This window comes from Paraburkholderia acidicola (assembly GCF_002362315.1).
Classification (GTDB): Bacteria; Pseudomonadota; Gammaproteobacteria; order Burkholderiales; family Burkholderiaceae; genus Paraburkholderia; species Paraburkholderia acidicola.
The window spans coordinates 41,541-58,364 of record NZ_MTZV01000002.1 but is presented as its reverse complement, the minus strand read 5'-3'; the positions used below and the strand labels follow the sequence as shown (position 1 = coordinate 58,364).

Annotated in this window: 15 protein-coding genes; 5 read left to right on the top strand and 10 right to left on the bottom strand. The window is 63.7% G+C overall.

The window, feature by feature from the left end; genetic code table 11:
* Nucleotides 1–62: 62 nt before the first annotated feature.
* On the top strand, nt 63–278 hold the full coding sequence (locus BWP39_RS02310; protein WP_096716778.1) for a DUF465 domain-containing protein: 216 nt from the start codon (nt 63–65) through the stop codon (nt 276–278).
* Between the two features lie 64 nt (nt 279–342).
* Nucleotides 343–2,589, top strand: coding sequence for an ATP-dependent DNA helicase (locus BWP39_RS02305; protein ID WP_096716777.1), 2,247 nt, complete (start codon nt 343–345; stop codon nt 2,587–2,589).
* A 197-nt stretch (nt 2,590–2,786) separates the two neighbouring features.
* Here the strand turns inward: BWP39_RS02305 and BWP39_RS02300 are convergent, their stop codons facing one another.
* Together BWP39_RS02300 and BWP39_RS02290 are read right to left on the bottom strand one after the other, a co-directional pair.
* On the bottom strand, nt 2,787–3,065 hold the full coding sequence (locus BWP39_RS02300) for a hypothetical protein (RefSeq protein ID WP_096716776.1): 279 nt from the start codon (nt 3,063–3,065) through the stop codon (nt 2,787–2,789).
* Nucleotides 3,066–3,298: 233 nt separating this feature from the next.
* Nucleotides 3,299–4,573 carry a cupin domain-containing protein gene (locus BWP39_RS02290; RefSeq protein WP_096716775.1) on the bottom strand — a complete coding sequence of 425 codons (1,275 nt, stop codon included), beginning with the start codon at nt 4,571–4,573 and terminating at the stop codon, nt 3,299–3,301.
* A 32-nt stretch (nt 4,574–4,605) separates the two neighbouring features.
* Between BWP39_RS02290 and BWP39_RS02285 the strand changes: the two genes are divergently transcribed.
* Entirely contained in the window at nt 4,606–5,148 is a 543-nt protein-coding gene (locus BWP39_RS02285) for an FKBP-type peptidyl-prolyl cis-trans isomerase (protein WP_096716774.1), read from the top strand.
* On the opposite strand, the gene BWP39_RS02280 is transcribed toward BWP39_RS02285, so the two are convergent.
* The 4 genes from BWP39_RS02280 to BWP39_RS02265 form a co-directional block, all read right to left on the bottom strand.
* Nucleotides 5,128–6,405 (bottom strand): hypothetical protein, encoded by a 1,278-nt coding sequence (locus BWP39_RS02280; protein ID WP_170043825.1) that lies wholly within the window; start codon nt 6,403–6,405, stop codon nt 5,128–5,130. The two genes, BWP39_RS02285 and BWP39_RS02280, sit on opposite strands and share 21 nt — an antisense overlap.
* Complete coding sequence (mutS, locus tag BWP39_RS02275; RefSeq protein ID WP_096716772.1) at nt 6,392–9,073, bottom strand: DNA mismatch repair protein MutS; 2,682 nt, start codon at nt 9,071–9,073, stop codon at nt 6,392–6,394. The genes BWP39_RS02280 and mutS overlap by 14 nt, the downstream gene beginning before the upstream one ends.
* 149 nt (nt 9,074–9,222) lie before the next feature.
* Nucleotides 9,223–10,521 carry a lysophospholipid transporter LplT gene (lplT, locus tag BWP39_RS02270; RefSeq protein ID WP_096716771.1) on the bottom strand — a complete coding sequence of 433 codons (1,299 nt, stop codon included), beginning with the start codon at nt 10,519–10,521 and terminating at the stop codon, nt 9,223–9,225.
* Nucleotides 10,522–10,704: 183 nt separating this feature from the next.
* A complete protein-coding gene (locus tag BWP39_RS02265) occupies nt 10,705–11,508 on the bottom strand; it encodes an inositol monophosphatase family protein (RefSeq protein WP_096718457.1) in 804 nt (267 codons plus the stop codon).
* A 298-nt stretch (nt 11,509–11,806) separates the two neighbouring features.
* Here BWP39_RS02265 and BWP39_RS02260 point away from each other — a divergent pair, with 298 nt between their 5' ends.
* Both BWP39_RS02260 and cysE read left to right on the top strand, forming a co-directional pair.
* On the top strand, nt 11,807–12,661 hold the full coding sequence (locus BWP39_RS02260) for an RNA methyltransferase (RefSeq protein WP_207556558.1): 855 nt from the start codon (nt 11,807–11,809) through the stop codon (nt 12,659–12,661).
* A gap of 190 nt (nt 12,662–12,851) precedes the next feature.
* Entirely contained in the window at nt 12,852–13,655 is an 804-nt protein-coding gene (cysE, locus tag BWP39_RS02255) for a serine O-acetyltransferase (protein WP_096716770.1), read from the top strand.
* A gap of 67 nt (nt 13,656–13,722) precedes the next feature.
* On the opposite strand, the gene BWP39_RS02250 is transcribed toward cysE, so the two are convergent.
* The 4 genes from BWP39_RS02250 to BWP39_RS02235 all read right to left on the bottom strand — a co-directional run bounded on the left by BWP39_RS02250 (nt 13,723) and on the right by BWP39_RS02235 (nt 16,608).
* Complete coding sequence (locus tag BWP39_RS02250; RefSeq protein WP_096716769.1) at nt 13,723–14,520, bottom strand: UDP-2,3-diacylglucosamine diphosphatase; 798 nt, start codon at nt 14,518–14,520, stop codon at nt 13,723–13,725.
* Nucleotides 14,521–14,572: 52 nt separating this feature from the next.
* Nucleotides 14,573–15,067: a peptidylprolyl isomerase gene (locus tag BWP39_RS02245; protein WP_096716768.1), complete on the bottom strand. Its 495-nt coding sequence runs from the start codon at nt 15,065–15,067 to the stop codon at nt 14,573–14,575.
* A gap of 146 nt (nt 15,068–15,213) precedes the next feature.
* The gene (locus tag BWP39_RS02240; RefSeq protein WP_096716767.1) at nt 15,214–15,795 is read right to left on the bottom strand and encodes a peptidylprolyl isomerase; all 582 of its coding nucleotides are present in this window, start codon (nt 15,793–15,795) and stop codon (nt 15,214–15,216) included.
* 84 nt (nt 15,796–15,879) lie between these two features.
* Nucleotides 15,880–16,608 carry a tetratricopeptide repeat protein gene (locus tag BWP39_RS02235; RefSeq protein ID WP_096716766.1) on the bottom strand — a complete coding sequence of 243 codons (729 nt, stop codon included), beginning with the start codon at nt 16,606–16,608 and terminating at the stop codon, nt 15,880–15,882.
* Nucleotides 16,609–16,824 lie beyond the last annotated feature (216 nt).

Below are 16,824 nucleotides of genomic sequence, written 5' to 3'. Positions count from 1 at the left end.
GCAACCTCAGGCGAAGCGGCTGAATCGATGGCCGGTCGCCGCTTCGGAAAGAGGAGGCGAGCATGCGGGACCATCACGCCATCAGCGCGAATACCCTTCGCGACCGCATTCTGCAGCTGGAGTCCGAGCATAGTGGGCTCGACCGGCTGATCGACAGGATGTCGGACGAGCCCGGCATCGACGACCTGGAGTTGCAGCGCCTGAAAAAGCGCAAGCTCAAGGTCAAGGACACAATCATCTTGCTGCAGTTGCAGCTCGAACCGGACGGGCGCGCCTGACCGGGCGACCTGGCAGGCGCCGGGTGCGCCCCGCGCACACCGGACTTTGCAGGAACCGCTTGCCTTGAATTCACCGCTCGTTTCTTCTTCTCCTGTGCCGACGGACGGCGCCGCGGCGTCGCGCGACGCGCGTGGCGCGCCCGCTGTCGTGCTCAACGCCCGTCGTGCTACCGAACTCAACGATATCTTCGCCGCCAATGGGCTGCTCGCGCGGCAGATCGACGGCTACCGGCCACGGGCTTCGCAGATCGAGATGGCGCGTGCCGTCGCGGCCACTATGGAGGCCTCGGGGCGTGGCTTGCCTGAGCCCGCCATGTTCGAGCTACAGAAGCGCCCGGCACGCCGTTTACAGGGCGCTGGTGGCGATGCGCGTGCGGCGGCGAGCGATACCCCCAGCGGAGCACCCGATGCGTCCAGTGCGCCCGACGACAGCGAAAACACGCTGATCGTCGAAGCGGGCACTGGTACCGGAAAGACCTATGCCTACCTCGTTCCAGCGATGCTATGGGGCGGCAAGGTCATCGTCTCGACGGGGACCAAGCATCTGCAGGATCAGCTGTTCCAGCGCGATATTCCGACGGTACGCGATGCGCTTGCGGTACCGGTGTCGGTAGCGATGCTGAAGGGGCGCGCGAACTATCTGTGCCACTACTACCTGCAGCGCACCGCAGATAACGGTCGCCTGCCGTCGCGTCAGGAGACGTCGTATCTGCAGGACATTGTGCGTTTCGCGAAGATCACCCGGACCGGCGATAAGGCCGAACTCGCGAGCGTGCCCGAGACGGCCGCGGTGTGGTCGATGGTGACGTCGACGCGCGACAACTGCCTCGGCCAGGAATGCCCGCACTACAAGGAATGCTTCGTGATGCAGGCGCGTCGCGAGGCGCAGCAGGCAGACATCGTCGTCGTCAATCACCATCTGTTTTTCGCGGACATCATGTTGCGCGATACGGGCATGGCCGAGCTGCTGCCCACTGCGAATACGATCGTGTTCGACGAAGCGCATCAGTTGCCCGAAACGGCCACGCTGTTCTTTGGCGAAACGCTGTCGACCGCGCAATTGCTCGAGCTGGCGCGCGACGCGGTGGCCGAGGGACTGGGGCATGCCCGCGATGCCGTGGAGTGGGTGAAGCTCGGCGGGGCGCTGGAGCGCGCCGCACGCGATGTGCGTCTCACGTTCAGGGAAGATTCGGTGCGGATGTCGATTGGCCAGTTGTCCGACGGCCATCCGCTATTCGCTGCGCTTGGCGTTCTCGAAACGGAACTCGCCGCGCTGGCGTCGGCGCTTGCTAGCCAGGCGGAGCGGGCGGAATCGATCGGTGCCTGCCTGCGCCGCGCACGCGAGCTGCAAGGCTTGCTAGCCGGTTGGACCACGGTGCCGGATGCACCTGTACGCGATGCCACTGGCGCGGATGGTGCGGCGTCCGGTAGCGCTAATGAGCAGGACGAGAAGGTTCGCTGGATTGAAGTATTCGCACACACGGTCCAGTTGCATGAAACGCCGTTGTCGGTCGCGCCGATTTTCGCGCGACAGCGCGCGGGCGTGCCACGCGCGTGGATCTTCACGTCGGCGACGCTGTCGGTGCGTGGCGACTTCACGCACTATGCGGCACAGATGGGCCTAAACGCCCGCCGCTCGATGACCCTGGCCAGTCCGTTCGACTACGCGACGCAGGCGCTGATGTACGTGCCGCGCAATCTCCCACAACCCTCTTCGCCAGCGTTCACCGATGCGGTGTTCGATGCGGCGCTGCCTGCCATCGAAGCCTCAGGCGGCGGCGTGTTCATGTTGTGCACGACGCTGCGTGCGGTCGACCGTATCGCGACGAAGCTGCGCGACACGATCGAATCGCGCGGCTGGAACCTGCCGTTGCTGGTCCAGGGCGATGCGAGCCGCACCGAGTTGCTCGAACGCTTTCGTGCCTATGGCAATGCGATTCTGGTGGGGAGCCAGAGCTTCTGGGAGGGCGTCGATGTGCGCGGCGATGCGTTATCGCTCGTCGTGATCGACAAGCTGCCGTTTGCGCCGCCTGACGATCCGGTGCTGTCCGCGCGCCTCGATGCGCTGACGAAGAAAGGGCTGAGTCCATTTGCGGTTCACCAGTTACCGCAGGCGGTGATTACGCTGAAGCAGGGTGCAGGCCGGTTGATTCGTGCGGAAACGGATCGCGGCGTGCTGATGATCTGCGACACGCGGCTTGTCGACAAACCGTACGGACGACGTATCTGGCAAAGCCTGCCGCCGTTTAAACGTACGCGCGAGATCGAGGTGGTGCGGGAGTTTTTCGCCGACAAGGTGGCGCCGGCTTGAGCGACGCGGCGTCCATCGCCTGATCGGGATGGTGCGATGATGCGCGGCAGGTAAAGCAGATCAAATGCAGCAGATCGCGATGACAGCCGCTGAATGATAAAACGCCACGGAGGACATCCGTGGCGTTTTGTTTTGTCCGCTCGGGAAGCCGTTCGACTTCCCAATACAGTCTCGCCCGAAGGCGAATGCTGTACAGCTTACTGGCTTGCGCCCGATGCCGGAGCAGCAGTAGCGGCTGCGTCCGAAGCGGCAGCACCTGCGTCCGAAGCAGCAGCCGTAGCCGAAGCAACAGCGTCGCTCGCAGCAGCAGCAACGCCCGATGCAGCAGCGGCTACGTCGGAAGCGGCGGCAGTCGCAGCCGACGCAGCCGTTGCTGCAGCATCGCTAGCTGCAGCGGCAGCCTGGTCGCTGCTCTTGTTGCATGCGGCCAGAGCCACAACAGCCAACAGAGATGCTACGAGGAGGGATTTCTTCATGATCACGTCCTTTTATGGTTAAAGGTAAGCAACAGCGCAAAATATTACCGGTAATGTGCTCCAACACCGACCTGGGCCGCTGGTGGAGATGCACTTCATGCATGAGCGTGAATCTTCCCTACGGCTTGGGCGGAAATTATATGCACTTTCGTACAGACCGTCGACAAATCCGGGGTCAATACGTTGTCTTTCTCATACAAATTTTCAGAGTACGGTATTACAGGCGGACAGGCTCACGCAAGCTCGCCCACTTGCACCCAGCCCGCACAATACCACTCGTGTAGCAGTGCTGTCACCGATGAATCGCCTGAGAGTGTTACAAAGCGTTTCGCACTCAAAGATCGATTATCTGCGAATTCAGGCAGCCATTTTTTCACATTTGCCAGCGAGTTTTCTTCTCCATTCATGAAATATGCGCGACGATCGTATAGCAGGAGGGTCTTGCGATCGAGGCGTACCCCCGACTTCCCCGCGAGCGCGATAAAACGCTGCTCACTGAATGGCCGCGCGGGTGGGTCGAAAACCACCGACGGCTTGGGTTCGCTCAGGTAGCTGCCGAGGAACGACGCGATGTCGCGTTCGTCCCAGCGGATCTTCGCGAGGGTCTTGCTGACCTGTGCCACGAGCGCCGCCGGCAGTTCGCCCGGATGCGCGACGGCCGGCTGCTGCGGGTCGCGATACAGGTCGCCGGCGCTTCCCGACGTCTGACCCGATTCGGCGAGGTGATACAGGAATTGCGATGTGAGTTCGCTATGCGACGGGGCGCGAAAGCCAATCGAACAGGTCATGCATTCGCCTTCCGCGATGCCGTCGTGGGCGAGATGCGGCGGCAGGTACAGCATGTCGCCGGGTTCGAGCAGCCATTCTTCGTCGCACTCGAAATGCTGGAGGATTTTCAGCGGCACGCCTTCCTGCAGCGACAGGTCGCGCTGCGCACCGATCCGCCAGCGACGCTTGCCGTGTACCTGCAGCAGGAATACATCGTAGGAATCGAAATGCGGACCGACGCCGCCGCCATCGGTTGCGTACGAGATCATCAGATCGTCGAGGCGGGCATCGGGAACGAAACGGAACCGGTCCAGCAGCGCACGCGCGCGATCGTCGTGCAGATCGACGCCCTGGACGAGCAGCGTCCACGCGCGCTGTTTGACGGACGGCAGTTCGTCAGGCTCGAATGGCCCGTGTTCCAGTTGCCACTTGTTACGAAAGTGCGTGATGAGACGCGCCTCGACATCGTCGAGCCCGGCGAGGTCGAAGAGTTCGTCGCGCGACAGCGGTGCGGCAATCTGCGGGATTGCCTGACGGATAAGCAGCGGCTTTTTCTGCCAGTACCGGCGCATGAATTGCGCCGGGCTCAGATTGCCGAGTAAAGGCGTCGGTTGATCGGGCGAAGGAGGGAGCGACAGCGCTTCGGCACGACGTGCGGTGGACGATCCGGCGCGAGGGCCGGGCACTGCAACCGCAGCCTCAGCCGTGCCGGCTGGGTGGTCAAGGGGGCGCCTCGGCATCGTATAATGTGGCTTGTATTCTGGAGAGTCGAATGAAAATCGTAAAGAACACCGTCGTATCTGTCGCGTACAAGCTATCGGATGCGCAGGGCAATCTGATTGAGGAAAACGACGAGCCGATGGTCTATCTGCACGGCGGCTATGATGGCACGTTCCCCAAGATCGAGGAAGAGCTCGACGGCCATGAACCGGGCTTCGCAACCGAGGTTCAGCTGGAACCGCAGGACGCATTCGGCGAGTACGACCCGGACCTCGTGAAGATCGAACCGCGCACCCGCTTTCCCGAGCCGCTCGAAATCGGCATGCAGTTCGAAGGCACGCCGGAAGAAGGCGATGAAGATCTCGATTCGCTGATCTATACCGTCACAGATGTCGCGGAAGACAAGGTCGTGCTCGACGGCAATCATCCGCTCGCGGGCATGGCGCTGCGTTTTGCGCTGACCGTCAAGGAAGTGCGCCCCGCCACCGAAGACGAAATCCAGCACGAACATGCGCACGGCGCAGACGGCCTCGAAATCATCGATGAAGATGACGACGAAGAGGGCGAAGGCAAATCAGGGCCCACGCTCCACTGAGCTTGCCGGTTGCGGTGGCGCCGGCGCCGGCGATACACTCGCCGCGCCATTTCCAGCACTTTCATCGTCGGGTAACGACATCGCCGGTGCGCCGGGCGCCGGTACTTCCGGCATCGACGGCACCATCGGCACCGCGGGTTCTTCGTCGTGCGATGGCATCTGCGGCACCGACGCCGGCAACGCCGGCAGATTTTTCGGTACGTCGCGAACCGTCACCCGGAACGGCGGTCGCCGCGCCAGATCCGCATCGATCTGAACCCACTGGTTGAGCCGGTCCCGTGGCGCGAATGCAATGCGCGTGAGGTTCGTCACCAGCACACCCTTGTCGTTGCGCAGCGGCTGGTCGATCAGGAAGCCTCCCGCCAGCGGTTCGTTATTTTCGTGAATCACGAGCACCGGGCCGCGAAAGATCTGCGCAAGCTTCACCAGACTCCGTTTGAATTCCAGAAAGCCATCGCGTCGCGGGTTGCGTCCAAAGCGCAGCCACGCGAACCGTTCCGGCCGCTCGTAGCGTTCCGGATCGGGATCGCCTTGAATGAATATGACGATCGCCCGGGCCTCGCGGCGTTTCGCATATTCCGCCGCATGTTCCAGCCAGAAACCGTTGGCGATGACGCGGTCTTCGAACTCCCCATTGCGTCCGCCGGCAATCAGATAATGATTGTTCGGGCTTGGCGCGTTCAAGCCGATAAACACCGTGTCGCTGGTCTGCCAGCGCACGTTCTCGCGATAGGGCCGGAAACGCGACACTTCGCTCTCGCGCGTGAGCGGCAACGGGTTCTGTCCCATCGACGAGCTGTCCGCGAACAACGTTTGCCGCAGCTGGTCGAGTCGTTCGACCGGATCGAAGCCGCCCGCTGCAGCGCTGCTGCAATCCATCCAGTCGTGCTGCCCTGGGATGAAAACCAGCGCCGGGCGCGCGGCTTCGAGCAACGCCTGGCGTCGCTCGTAAAGCGAATCGCGGCACGGCTCCTTCGAGCTTTTCAGGTTGCCGTCGTAGACGATGAACGACATCTGCGGATCGCGGCCGATCGCATCGATAAGCTTCTGTGTGGGTGCTTCGTCGGCGATGTCCTGCATGGTTCCGCCGATCACCGCGAACGAGTAGCGCGCTGGCGCGGCGTTTGCCGTCGATGCCAGCGTCGCGCTGCAGACTGCGACTAATACCGCGGCAATGACGGCGCGTGCGGCGTCGCTGCGACGCGCCTGCAGTCGCAGGCGCGGGCGGGGAACAAAAAGAAGGTCAACGGTCCGCATCCGGCGGGGCGGCCAGTTCACGCAGTTCATACAGGAGATCGAGTGCGTCGCGCGGGCGCAACTCGTTCAGATCGATCGCGCGCAGGCGCTCGAGCAGTGCCTCGGTTGCCGGATCGGCGGGCTGCGCGGGCGGGTCGTCGTCGCGGTCTTCAAGCATCGGCGCGGCGGCGAACAGGTCGAGCTGCGGAGCCGGCTGGCCTGCCGACTGCTGTTCGAGATGCGCCAGGTGCTTGCGCGCCGCACGGATCACCGCCGCGGGCACACCTGCCAGCTGCGCGACCTGCAGCCCGTAACTCTGGTTCGCGGGGCCCTCGTTGACCGCATGCAGAAACACGATGCCATGTCCGTGTTCCACCGCCGACAGATGCACGTTGGCCGCCTGCGGGAACTCGCCGGGCAGTTGCGTGAGCTCGAAGTAATGCGTCGCGAACAGCGTGTGGCAACCGTTGTGGGCGAGCAGATGCCGCGCGATCGCCCAGGCGAGTGCGAGGCCATCGAACGTCGACGTGCCGCGTCCGATTTCATCCATCAGCACGAGGCTTTGCGGTGTCGCGTCATTCAGGATCGCGGCCGCTTCCGTCATCTCCACCATGAAGGTCGAACGGCCGCCGGCCAGATCGTCGGCAGCGCCGATGCGCGTGAAGATGCGATCGATCGGCCCGAACACCGCGCGCCGCGCGGGCACAAAGCTGCCGACATAGGCCATCAGTGCGATCAATGCGATTTGCCGCATGAAGGTCGACTTGCCGCCCATGTTCGGGCCGGTGATCAGCAGTAGCTTGCGTTCGGGGCTCAGCGTGCAGTCGTTGGCGATGAACTGTTCGACCTGGGCTTCGACGACCGGGTGACGTCCCTGTTCGATCTCGATGCCGGCGGCTTCCGAGAAAGTCGGCGCGACCCAGTCGAGCGCGCGCGCCCGTTCCGCGAAAGTGGCAAGCAGATCGAGCTCGGCCAGTGCCGAGGCGACCCGCTGGCAGTCGGCGATGAACGGCAGCAGCGCCTGCAGCAGCGCGTCGTAGAGCGAGCGCTCGCGGGCGAGCGCGCGTTCCTGCGCCGACAACGCCTTGTCTTCGAAGGTTTTCAGCTCGGGCGTGATGTAGCGCTCGGCATTCTTCAGGGTCTGGCGCCGGCGATAGTCGTCGGGCACCTTGTCGGTCTGGCCGCGCGTGACTTCGATATAGAAGCCATGCACCTTGTTGTATTCGACCCGCAAGTTGCCAATGCCGGTGCGTGCGCGTTCGCGTGTTTCAAGGTCGATCAGGAACTGATCGCAGTTCTCCGAGATGTCGCGCAGCTCGTCGAGTTCGGCGTCGTAGCCGCGGGCGATCACGCCACCGTCGCGAACCATCGCCGCGGGCTCTTCCGCAACGGCCTGGCGCAGCAGATCGACGCAGGGCGCGGGCGGTTCCAGTGCGGCATCGATGCGGGCCAGCGACTCGGCGCCTGCCGTGACGGCTGCGAGCTGAGCACGCAGTTCGGGCAGTGCGATGAACGTGTCGCGCAGGCTGGACAGATCGCGTGGCCGTGCCGACAGCAGGGCCAGTCGCCCCGTAATCCGCTCGATGTCGGAAATGGGCCGCAACGCGCTGCGCAATGCATCGACGCCCGCGCCTGGCGGTGCGTCGAGCAGTGCGCCGATCGCTTGCTGACGGGCCTGGGCGATTGCCGCATGACGTGGCGGGTGATGCAGCCAGTGACGCAGCAGCCGGCTACCCATCGTCGTGCAGCAGGTATCGAGCAACGAGCACAGCGTCGGCGATTCGGTGCCGCGCAGCGTTTCGGTGAGTTCGAGATTGCGGCGCGTGGCCGGATCGAGCCCGATGTATTCCGATTCGTATTCGACCTTGAGGCTGCGCACGTGGCGCAGTTGCTGGCCCTGGGTTGCCGCCGCATAGAGCAGCAGCGCACCGGCTGCGCCGCAGGCGCTCGACAGCGAGTGTGCGCCGAAGCCGTCGAGACCCGCAACACCGAGCTGATCGCACAAACGCTGGGTGCCCGACACGGTGTCGAAGTGCCAGACCGGCACGCGGGTTAGTGCGCCGAAGCCTGCGGGCGGGGTCCATGCGTTGGCGTCGGCACCGGTATCGGCGACGAGAATCTCGGCAGGACGGATGCGCTCGAGCGCGGTGGCTGCCTGATCGGGGGCGATTTCGGCAAGCCGCAGTGCGCCGCTTGCCAGATTGAGCCATGCAAGGCCAAGACCGGTCGCGACGCCGCGGCGGTTGTGACCGACGCACACGGCGAGCAGGTAGACGTCGTTCTTGTCGGAGAGCAGGGCAGCGTCGGTGAGCGTGCCCGGCGTGACGACGCGCACGACCTTGCGTTCCACCGGGCCCTTCGACGTGGCCGGATCGCCAATCTGTTCGCAGATTGCGACCGACTCGCCGAGCTTCACGAGCTTCGCGAGATATTGCTCGACGGCGTGATAGGGCACGCCCGCCATCTTGATCGGATTGCCCGCCGATGCGCCGCGCTGTGTCAGCGTCAGATCGAGCAGGCGCGATGCCTTCTCGGCATCCTCGAAGAAGAGTTCGTAGAAATCGCCCATCCGGTAGAACACGAGCGTGCCGGGATGTTCCGACTTGATGCGCAGATACTGCTGCATCATTGGCGTGTGCTGTGCCGCTTCGCTGGCTTTGGCGTCGATTGCTGCGATTTGAGTGCCCATCCTCGGTATCTTTCTTGCGTGAGTGTTCAGGGCGTGAGTTTAACTCGCCGCGTCGGCGGCGGGGACCTGACCGGATGGTCAGTTGCGTTGCCTGTACCGCTTACGCTGGTTGCTCCACCTTCTGCCTGAGCGTGCAGGCAAACGTGTATTTACTCGCCGATCAGCGCCGCAATATCCGCCCGCCGCGCGTTGACGATGCTGCGCCGCCTGGCGAGCCAGATCATCACAGTAATAAACGAGCCGAACACGACGATGATCCATTGCACCGGCATCTTCGCCGTGAGCAGCAGCGCGTAGGCACCGAGCATCAGTAGCACGGCGAGATTCTGGTTGAAGTTCTGTACCGCGATGGAATGCCCCGCCGACAGCAGCGTTGCGCCGCGATGCTGCAACAGCGCGTTCATCGGCACGATGAAAAACCCTGCGAGCGCGCCGAGCAGGATCATTAGCGGATAGGCGAACACGATATACAGCGGTGCGATGAACGGGCCAACCCGGATGCCGCTACCGAGTGGAAAGAGCCCCTTGCTGTAGAAGGCCATCGCGATCGCGACGAGGCCAGTCAGGATGCCGATGGGCAGCACACGCAGCGAACCGCGCAACGGAATCCATGCGGCGGCAGCCGCGGCGCCGACCGCAATACCCAGACCGGTGACACCCTGCATGACCGCGGCCTTCGACAGCGACAAGCCGAGGTTCACATCGGCCCATTTCAGTACGAGCAGTTGCAACGTTACGGCGCCGCCCCACATCAACGTCGTCACCCACAGCGCGATCTGGGCGAGCTTGTCCGCCCACAACACGTTGAAGCACCGCACGAAATCGCCAACCAGTTTGCGTGGCTCCTTGAGCCGGTTCGGATAGCGGGCGCCCGTGTCGGGAATGCCGACGTTGATCGCCGCGGCGATTGCATAGGTGACCATGACGGCGAACATCGCGAGGTCCGCAGCCGAGTGGATCAGCAGCAGATGCGCGTGCGCGACGAAATTGATCGCGTAGTTGCTGATCAGCGCGCCGCCGAGCATCGTGCCGACGATCGTCGACAGCACGGTGGCCGATTCGAGCCAGGCGTTCGCTGCAATCAGGCGGTCGGGTGGCAGCAGCTCGGTCAGGATGCCGTACTTCGCCGGCGAGTAGGCGGCCGCGCCGAAACCGACCACGCCATAGGCGATCATCGGATGCACGCCGCCGATCATCAGCAGGCAGCCGATCGCTTTCAGCGCGTTCGAGAAGAACATCACGTGGCGCTTTTGCAGCGCATCGGCGAACGCGCCGACGAACGGCGCGAGCAGTACGTACGAGATCGTGAAGAAGATCTGCAGCAGCGGCGTGATCCATGCGGGCGACTGGATCACGGTCAGCAGTGCGATTGCCGCGATCAACAGCGCGTTGTCCGCCAGCGACGACACGAACTGCGCCGCGATGATCGTGTAAAAGCCTTTTTTCATGAACCGGATTGGAACACAGCGCAAGAGAGTGTGTACGCGGCGCAGCAGGCCGGGACCGACCGCCGCAACCGGTGAGCGCGCAGCACAGCGTAGCGTGACGTCGTAGGGGGAGAACTGCTGCACCCGTCGCGCATAAGCGCATAACAAAAAGGCGGCCGCAGCCGCCTTGCTATGTGTGGCGCGTCAGGCCGCCTGTTGCTTCGTGCGGCTGTGGCGCGACAGGATCGGCACCATCTGTGCGTACAGCTTCGGGTTGCCCGCGACGATCTCGCCGATATGCAGGAAGTCCGAGTCGCCCGTGTAGTTGCCGACGAGACCACCCGCTTCGGTGATCAGCAGGCTGCCTGCAGCCATATCCCACGCGTTGATGCCCTGTTCGAAGAAGCCGTCGAGCCGGCCAGCGGCCACGTTCGCGAGATCGAGCGCGGCGGCGCCCGGGCGACGCAGGCCTGCACAGGCTTTGGTCATTTCCTCGAACAGGTTGCTGTATGCGCCGAGGCCTTCCTTGTCGCGGAACGGAAAACCGGTGCCGATCAGCCCGTCGGCGAGGCGGTCACGACGGCCGACGCGGATGCGGCGGTCGTTCAGGAACGCACCGCGGCCGCGCGAGGCGGTGAACAGATCGTTGCGGGTCGGGTCGTAAATCACGGCCTGCGTGACGATGCCCTTGTGCGCAAGCGCGATGGACACGCAGTAATACTGGAAACCGTGGATGAAGTTCGTCGTGCCGTCGAGCGGATCGATGATCCACTCGTACTCGGATTCGTTGTCCGAGCGGCCGGATTCTTCGGCGAGGATGGCGTGATCGGGGTAGGCGGTTTTCAGCGTGTCGATGATCGCAGCTTCGGCGGCCTTGTCGACCTCCGTGACGAAATCGTTGTGCTGTTTCTTGCTGACCTGAACCAGATCGAGGTCGAGCGATGCGCGGTTGATGATCTGTCCGGCGCGACGTGCGGCCTTGACAGCGATGTTGAGCATGGGATGCATGAGACTGGATCCTTTGTGCCGGTGCAGTGCCAGCTGCAAACCGGAATCGACGAAAAGCGGGCAAAAGCCAGCTGGAAACAACCCGGAACGCGGATTTGGCGCGCGTTCCAGCCACGGAGACGAATTGAAGAAGAGCGAGGCGCACGTTCGAAGACGGCGCGAATAGGCGTGATTTTACCCGACTCTCGATGGTTTCGCCGCATGCCGCGGTCGGCCGCCACATTGACAATGGTTGGGATCGCCTTCCATTGGCGCTACCATAGCCGCTTTCCAGCTTCCCCCTGCGCCGACCGCCATCGTGGCCCAATCCCCCGTTTCCTCCTCACGCTCCCACGCCGTATCAGGTACCGCCGACCCAGGTGGTCCTGGCGGCCCGGTACGCGGCGGCTTCACGTCGACGCGCTTCGTGCTGGTCGAGCCGAGCCATCCCGGCAATGTCGGTGCGGCCGCGCGCGCGCTGAAAACGATGGGCTTCTCGCGGCTCGTGCTGGTCGCGCCGCGCGTGGCGCACGTCCAGTCCGATCCGGAAGCGATCGCGATGGCGAGCGGCGCCGACGATGTGCTCGCGTCGGCACACGTCGTCCCGACGCTCGCCGATGCGCTGAATGGCGTGCAATGGTCGGTGGCGTTGACCGCACGGGCCCGCGAATACGGCCCGCCGCAGTTGCCGCCGCGCGCAGCGGCGAGCGCGGCACGCGAGCATGCGGCGAGCGGCGACATCGCGCTCGTGTTCGGCAACGAACGCACCGGTCTCTCGAACGAGGACGTCGAACGGTGCAGCGCGCTCGCGCATATTCCGGCCAATCCTGCTTACAGTTCGCTGAATCTCGCGCAGGCGATTCAGGTGCTGTCGTATGAGTTGCGCATTGCGTATCTTGGCGACGCGGCTACCTCGGGAGCGGCGGGCGCGGCGGGGGTGCCCGATAGCGACGCCAGCCCGCGTGCCGCCAGCGATGAAATCGAACGCATGTATGTGCACCTCGAGAATGCGCTGATCGCCCTCGAGTTTCTCGATCCGGCGAACCCGAAAAAACTGATGTCGCGTCTGCGGCGGCTGTTCGCCCGCTCGGGGCTCGAGCGCGAAGAGGTCAATATCGTGCGCGGCATCGCCAAGCACATCCTGCTGAGAGCGAAAGCGCCGGGCGGCGAGTAGCCGCCGTAGCGGTTCGCTATCCGCCGACCTTGCCAGGCGCGTGGGCTTCCTGCAGGTTTGGCACAATCGCCCTACAATCCCCGAAACGTTCTAAGCAAAGCTGCCGGTTTGATAACCGGCAGCTGTCGTTTGCCTTCACCGTTATCGATCGGTGAGGCGGGCGGTCCCCTCTCACCAATGCGTTACTGCCATGTTCACGAGACTTCGCGAAGACATCGCCACGATCCGCGAGCGCGATCCCGCCGCACGCAGCGCCTGGGAAGTGCTCACGTGTTATCCGGGTCTGCACGCCATCGTGCTGCACCGGTTCGCACACGCATGCTGGCGCGCTAAACGTCGCTGGCTCGCGCGCTGCGTATCGCAGTTCGGACGCTTCCTGACCGGCATCGAGATTCACCCCGGCGCGACGATCGGCCGGCGCGTTTTTATCGACCACGGCATGGGCGTCGTGATCGGCGAGACGGCGGAGATCGGTGACGACTGCACGATCTATCAGGGCGTGACGCTCGGCGGTACGTCGCTCACGCGCGGTGCGAAACGGCACCCGACGCTCGGGCGCGGCGTGATCGTCGGGGCGGGCGCGAAAGTGCTGGGCGGGTTCGTGATTGGTGACGATGCGAAGATCGGTTCGAACGCCGTCGTCGTGAAGCCGGTGCCGGCGGGTGGCACTGCGGTCGGCAATCCGGCGCGTGTGATTGCCCCCGCGGCACCTGTTGCTGCACGCATCGATACGGCTATCGATGCGGACGGCCTGCCGGTGCGTGCGGCGTTCAGCGCCTACGGCATCGCGCCGAACGCCGACGATCCCGTTTCGCTTGCCATCCACGGTCTGATCGATCATGCCGCGACGCAGACCCAGCGCGTCGACGAGATCGTGGCGGCGCTCGAGCGGCTCGGTACGCGCATCGAGGCTTTACATGGTGCCGATGCGACGCTGCTCGGTTTGCGCCGGTTATCGGCCGCGCTGGAAGGTGAGGAAATCGACGGGGGTTGAAGCGCTGGCGATCGACCGACGGCCTACGCGCAGCAAGCACGCGTGACCCGTGCCGCCGCAACGAGGTTCAATCGAGCGGCAGCGCCCTGAATCCTTCGGCATCGATGCGCAGATAACCGCCGCGTCGTTCGCCGTGATCGAGATCCCAGTCGGGCAGAACCCAGCGTGTGCCGCCGTTTTCCTGATGGCGTGCGGGGCGGTGGGTGTGACCGTGAATCATCCAGGTCGTCGCGGTTTTCCTGAACAGTGCCGCGACGCCTTTGCGCGTTACGTCGTAGCGCGGCGAGGCGGGCCGTGTGCGGCCCGTTTCGCTTTTAGAGCGCATACGCTCGGCCAGCGCCTGGCGCCATCTGAACGGCCACGCGAGAAACAGCATCTGCGCAAAGCGGTTGCGCGCGAGCCGACGAAACCACTGATACCCATGATCCGCCGTGCACAACGCATCGCCGTGCGCGAGCACGACGCGCGTGCCGAACGCGGTGATCGCGATCGGGTCGGGCAGCCAGATTGCGCCCGCCGCTTTCATGAAGCGCTTGCCCAGCAGGAAGTCGCGATTGCCATGCATGATGTAGAGCGCGATGCCACGCTCCGACAGCGTATGCATCAGCGCGGCCATGCGGCCCGCGAACGGTTCGGCGAGCATGTCGTCGCCGATCCAGTACTCGAACAGATCGCCGAGAATAAATACCGAGTCGGCCTGGTTAGCCGTGACCTGGATGAAATGCTCGAAGGCCGCGACCGTACGCGGGATCGCGGCGCTCAGATGAAGATCGGAGAGAAACAAAAACGGGCGTGCGGCGTGCGGGCGTTTGCCCTCGCCAGGCACGCCCGCAGCGGCGCTTCGCAGCGGCGTTTCTTGCAGCATCGAAGTGTGCCTGATAGGTGCAGCAGTACGCGGCAGGGTGGCCGGTTACCGGTTACTCGACGATGACGGCTTTTTCGATGATCACGTCGTCGGCGGGCACGTCCTGATGAAAACCCTTCGAACCGGTCTTGACGCCCTTGATCCTGTCAACCACGTCCTGACCTTCGACGACCTTGCCGAACACCGTATAGCCCCAGCCTTGCGGCGTCGGCGACGAATGGTTCAGAAAGTCGTTGTCGTTCACGTTGATGAAGAACTGCGCGGTCGCCGAGTGCGGGTCGTTCGTGCGCGCCATCGCGATCGTATAGGTGTTGTTCTTCAGTCCGTTGTTCGCTTCGTTGACGATCGGCGCGTCAGTGGGCTTTTGCTGCATGCCTGGCTCGAAGCCGCCGCCCTGGACCATGAAGCCGTTAATCACGCGATGGAACACCGTGTTGTCGTAGTGACCTTTCTTCACGTAGTTCAGGAAATTCTCGACTGACTTCGGTGCTTTCTCAGCGTCCAGTTCGAGTTTGATGACGCCGTGATTCGTATGCAGTTCGACCATGATGGCAACCTTTGAAGTTCAGGATTAAGTGGAAAGCGCGGCGCTCGCGGCAATCGGGCCGCGCGGTGCCGCGCCGGCAGCGATGGGTTATGTTAGCGCGCCGTTTCGCTGCGTGTACCGGCGCGGCTCGATGCGTAACTGATGGCTTATTTGCCGACGATCGTCGCCGACTCGATCACGATCTGCTTTTGCGGCACGTTGGCCATCTCGCCGCGCGACGTCGTCGGCGTGCCTTCGATCTTCTTCACGACGTCCATGCCGGACGTCACCTTGCCGAATACCGCATAGCCGTTGCCGTCCGGGTTCGGATAGTCGAGGCCGGCGTTGTCGACGGTATTGATGAAGAACTGGGCGGTCGCCGAGTCAGGATCGCCCGTGCGTGCCATCGAGATCGTGCCGGTCGCGTTCTTCAGGCCGCTGCGGCTCTCGAGCTGGATCGGCGCGCGCGTCGGTTTTTCAGCGTAGCTGGTCGTGTAGCCACCGCCCTGGATCATGAAGCCCGGAATCACACGATGGAAGATCGTGCCGGTGTACTGGCCGGCCTTCACGTAGTCGAGAAAATTCGCGACCGTCTTCGGCGCTTTCTCCGGGTACAGCTCGACGCGGATGTCGCCTTGCGACGTCTTGAACAGTACGGACGGATGCGCTGCCTGCGGTGCCGACTGCGCGAATGCGGGTGCGTTTGCGATCAGGGCGGCGCTGCCGAGCGCCAGCATCAACCATTTCATGAGGATCCTCGGAGTGAAAAAAACGTAAACAGCGAACTACGGGGCGAACTTCGCCGGCATGGGCCGGCGCTCTCGAACGCCGGATTATTGTGAAGGCGCGACGTACGGCGGCGTGGCCAGCGAACCGCTCGGACCGCCGAACTGGAAGCTCGGTGTGTCGGTGATATTGGACGTGGCGCGGTTCGTGTAATCGTCGATTGCCACGGCTTTGCGTGTGGGCTTCGCCTCGGTTTTGGGCGGCGCAACGATCTTCTGGATGTCGGCGAGACGCTGCTGGGTCGTCGCACTCGCACGGCCGAGACCCTGGGCGCGCAGATACGCCGCGTTAGCGAGACGCAGATACAGGTCGCCGAGATTCTCGTAGGCGAGACCGTAACCGGGGTTGACCTTCGTCGCGGTTTCGAGCGCGGCGCGCGCTTCGTCATAGCGACCGTGCTTCGCATACAGCGCAGCCAGGTTGTTGTACGGCTCGGGAAGCTCGGGGTAGATCTGCGTGAGTTCGGTGAAGGCGGCGATGGCGTCGTCGTCGCGGTTCAGGCGGACGAGCACCGTGGCACGTTTGAACTTTGCCTGAGCATCGCGCGGATTCGACGCGATGCGTGCGTCGAGTTGCTTGAGCGCCTGAGTCCAGTTCTTCTGCTCGATCGACGAGTCGATCTCGGGCGTGCCGTCACGCACGGCCGGTCCTTGTGCTACTGGACTGGCCTTCTGGGCATGCGCGGCGACGCCGGGCAAAAGCGTGAGCGCGAGGCCGAAAATGGCCGTCGCGGTGAGGGTCGCAGCGCGGTGCGCGCGGCCGCTGGAAGGTTTCATAGGCTCAGGTCTGGGTGTTATACTCCGACCCATTCTAACAAAAGGTCTGCGCGTTCCGTTGAACCTCAGACTGTCTTTTCGTCACTCGTGGTCGTCTCCGCGTTGATAGCAGCCTGACCGCCGCACCAGGTGCACCGGTTTGCTGCTCGAAGTGCTGCAGCGTATGAAGCCCGTGCAGGAGTCTGTGACTCACCGGACCCAGCCTGCGGGAATGCA

Excerpts from the sequence above, each read along its gene's own strand:
- BWP39_RS02310 (WP_096716778.1), top strand. The coding sequence starts at position 63 with ATGCGGGACCATCACGCCATCAGCGCGAATACCCTTCGCGACCGCATT.
- BWP39_RS02300 (WP_096716776.1), bottom strand. The coding sequence starts at position 3,065 with ATGAAGAAATCCCTCCTCGTAGCATCTCTGTTGGCTGTTGTGGCTCTG.
- BWP39_RS02290 (WP_096716775.1), bottom strand. The coding sequence starts at position 4,573 with ATGCCGAGGCGCCCCCTTGACCACCCAGCCGGCACGGCTGAGGCTGCG.
- BWP39_RS02285 (WP_096716774.1), top strand. The coding sequence starts at position 4,606 with ATGAAAATCGTAAAGAACACCGTCGTATCTGTCGCGTACAAGCTATCG.
- BWP39_RS02280 (WP_170043825.1), bottom strand. The coding sequence starts at position 6,405 with ATGCGGACCGTTGACCTTCTTTTTGTTCCCCGCCCGCGCCTGCGACTG.
- mutS (WP_096716772.1), bottom strand. The coding sequence starts at position 9,073 with ATGGGCACTCAAATCGCAGCAATCGACGCCAAAGCCAGCGAAGCGGCA.
- lplT (WP_096716771.1), bottom strand. The coding sequence starts at position 10,521 with ATGAAAAAAGGCTTTTACACGATCATCGCGGCGCAGTTCGTGTCGTCG.
- BWP39_RS02265 (WP_096718457.1), bottom strand. The coding sequence starts at position 11,508 with ATGCATCCCATGCTCAACATCGCTGTCAAGGCCGCACGTCGCGCCGGA.
- cysE (WP_096716770.1), top strand. The coding sequence starts at position 12,852 with ATGTTCACGAGACTTCGCGAAGACATCGCCACGATCCGCGAGCGCGAT.
- BWP39_RS02250 (WP_096716769.1), bottom strand. The coding sequence starts at position 14,520 with ATGCTGCAAGAAACGCCGCTGCGAAGCGCCGCTGCGGGCGTGCCTGGC.
- BWP39_RS02245 (WP_096716768.1), bottom strand. The coding sequence starts at position 15,067 with ATGGTCGAACTGCATACGAATCACGGCGTCATCAAACTCGAACTGGAC.
- BWP39_RS02240 (WP_096716767.1), bottom strand. The coding sequence starts at position 15,795 with ATGAAATGGTTGATGCTGGCGCTCGGCAGCGCCGCCCTGATCGCAAAC.
- BWP39_RS02235 (WP_096716766.1), bottom strand. The coding sequence starts at position 16,608 with ATGAAACCTTCCAGCGGCCGCGCGCACCGCGCTGCGACCCTCACCGCG.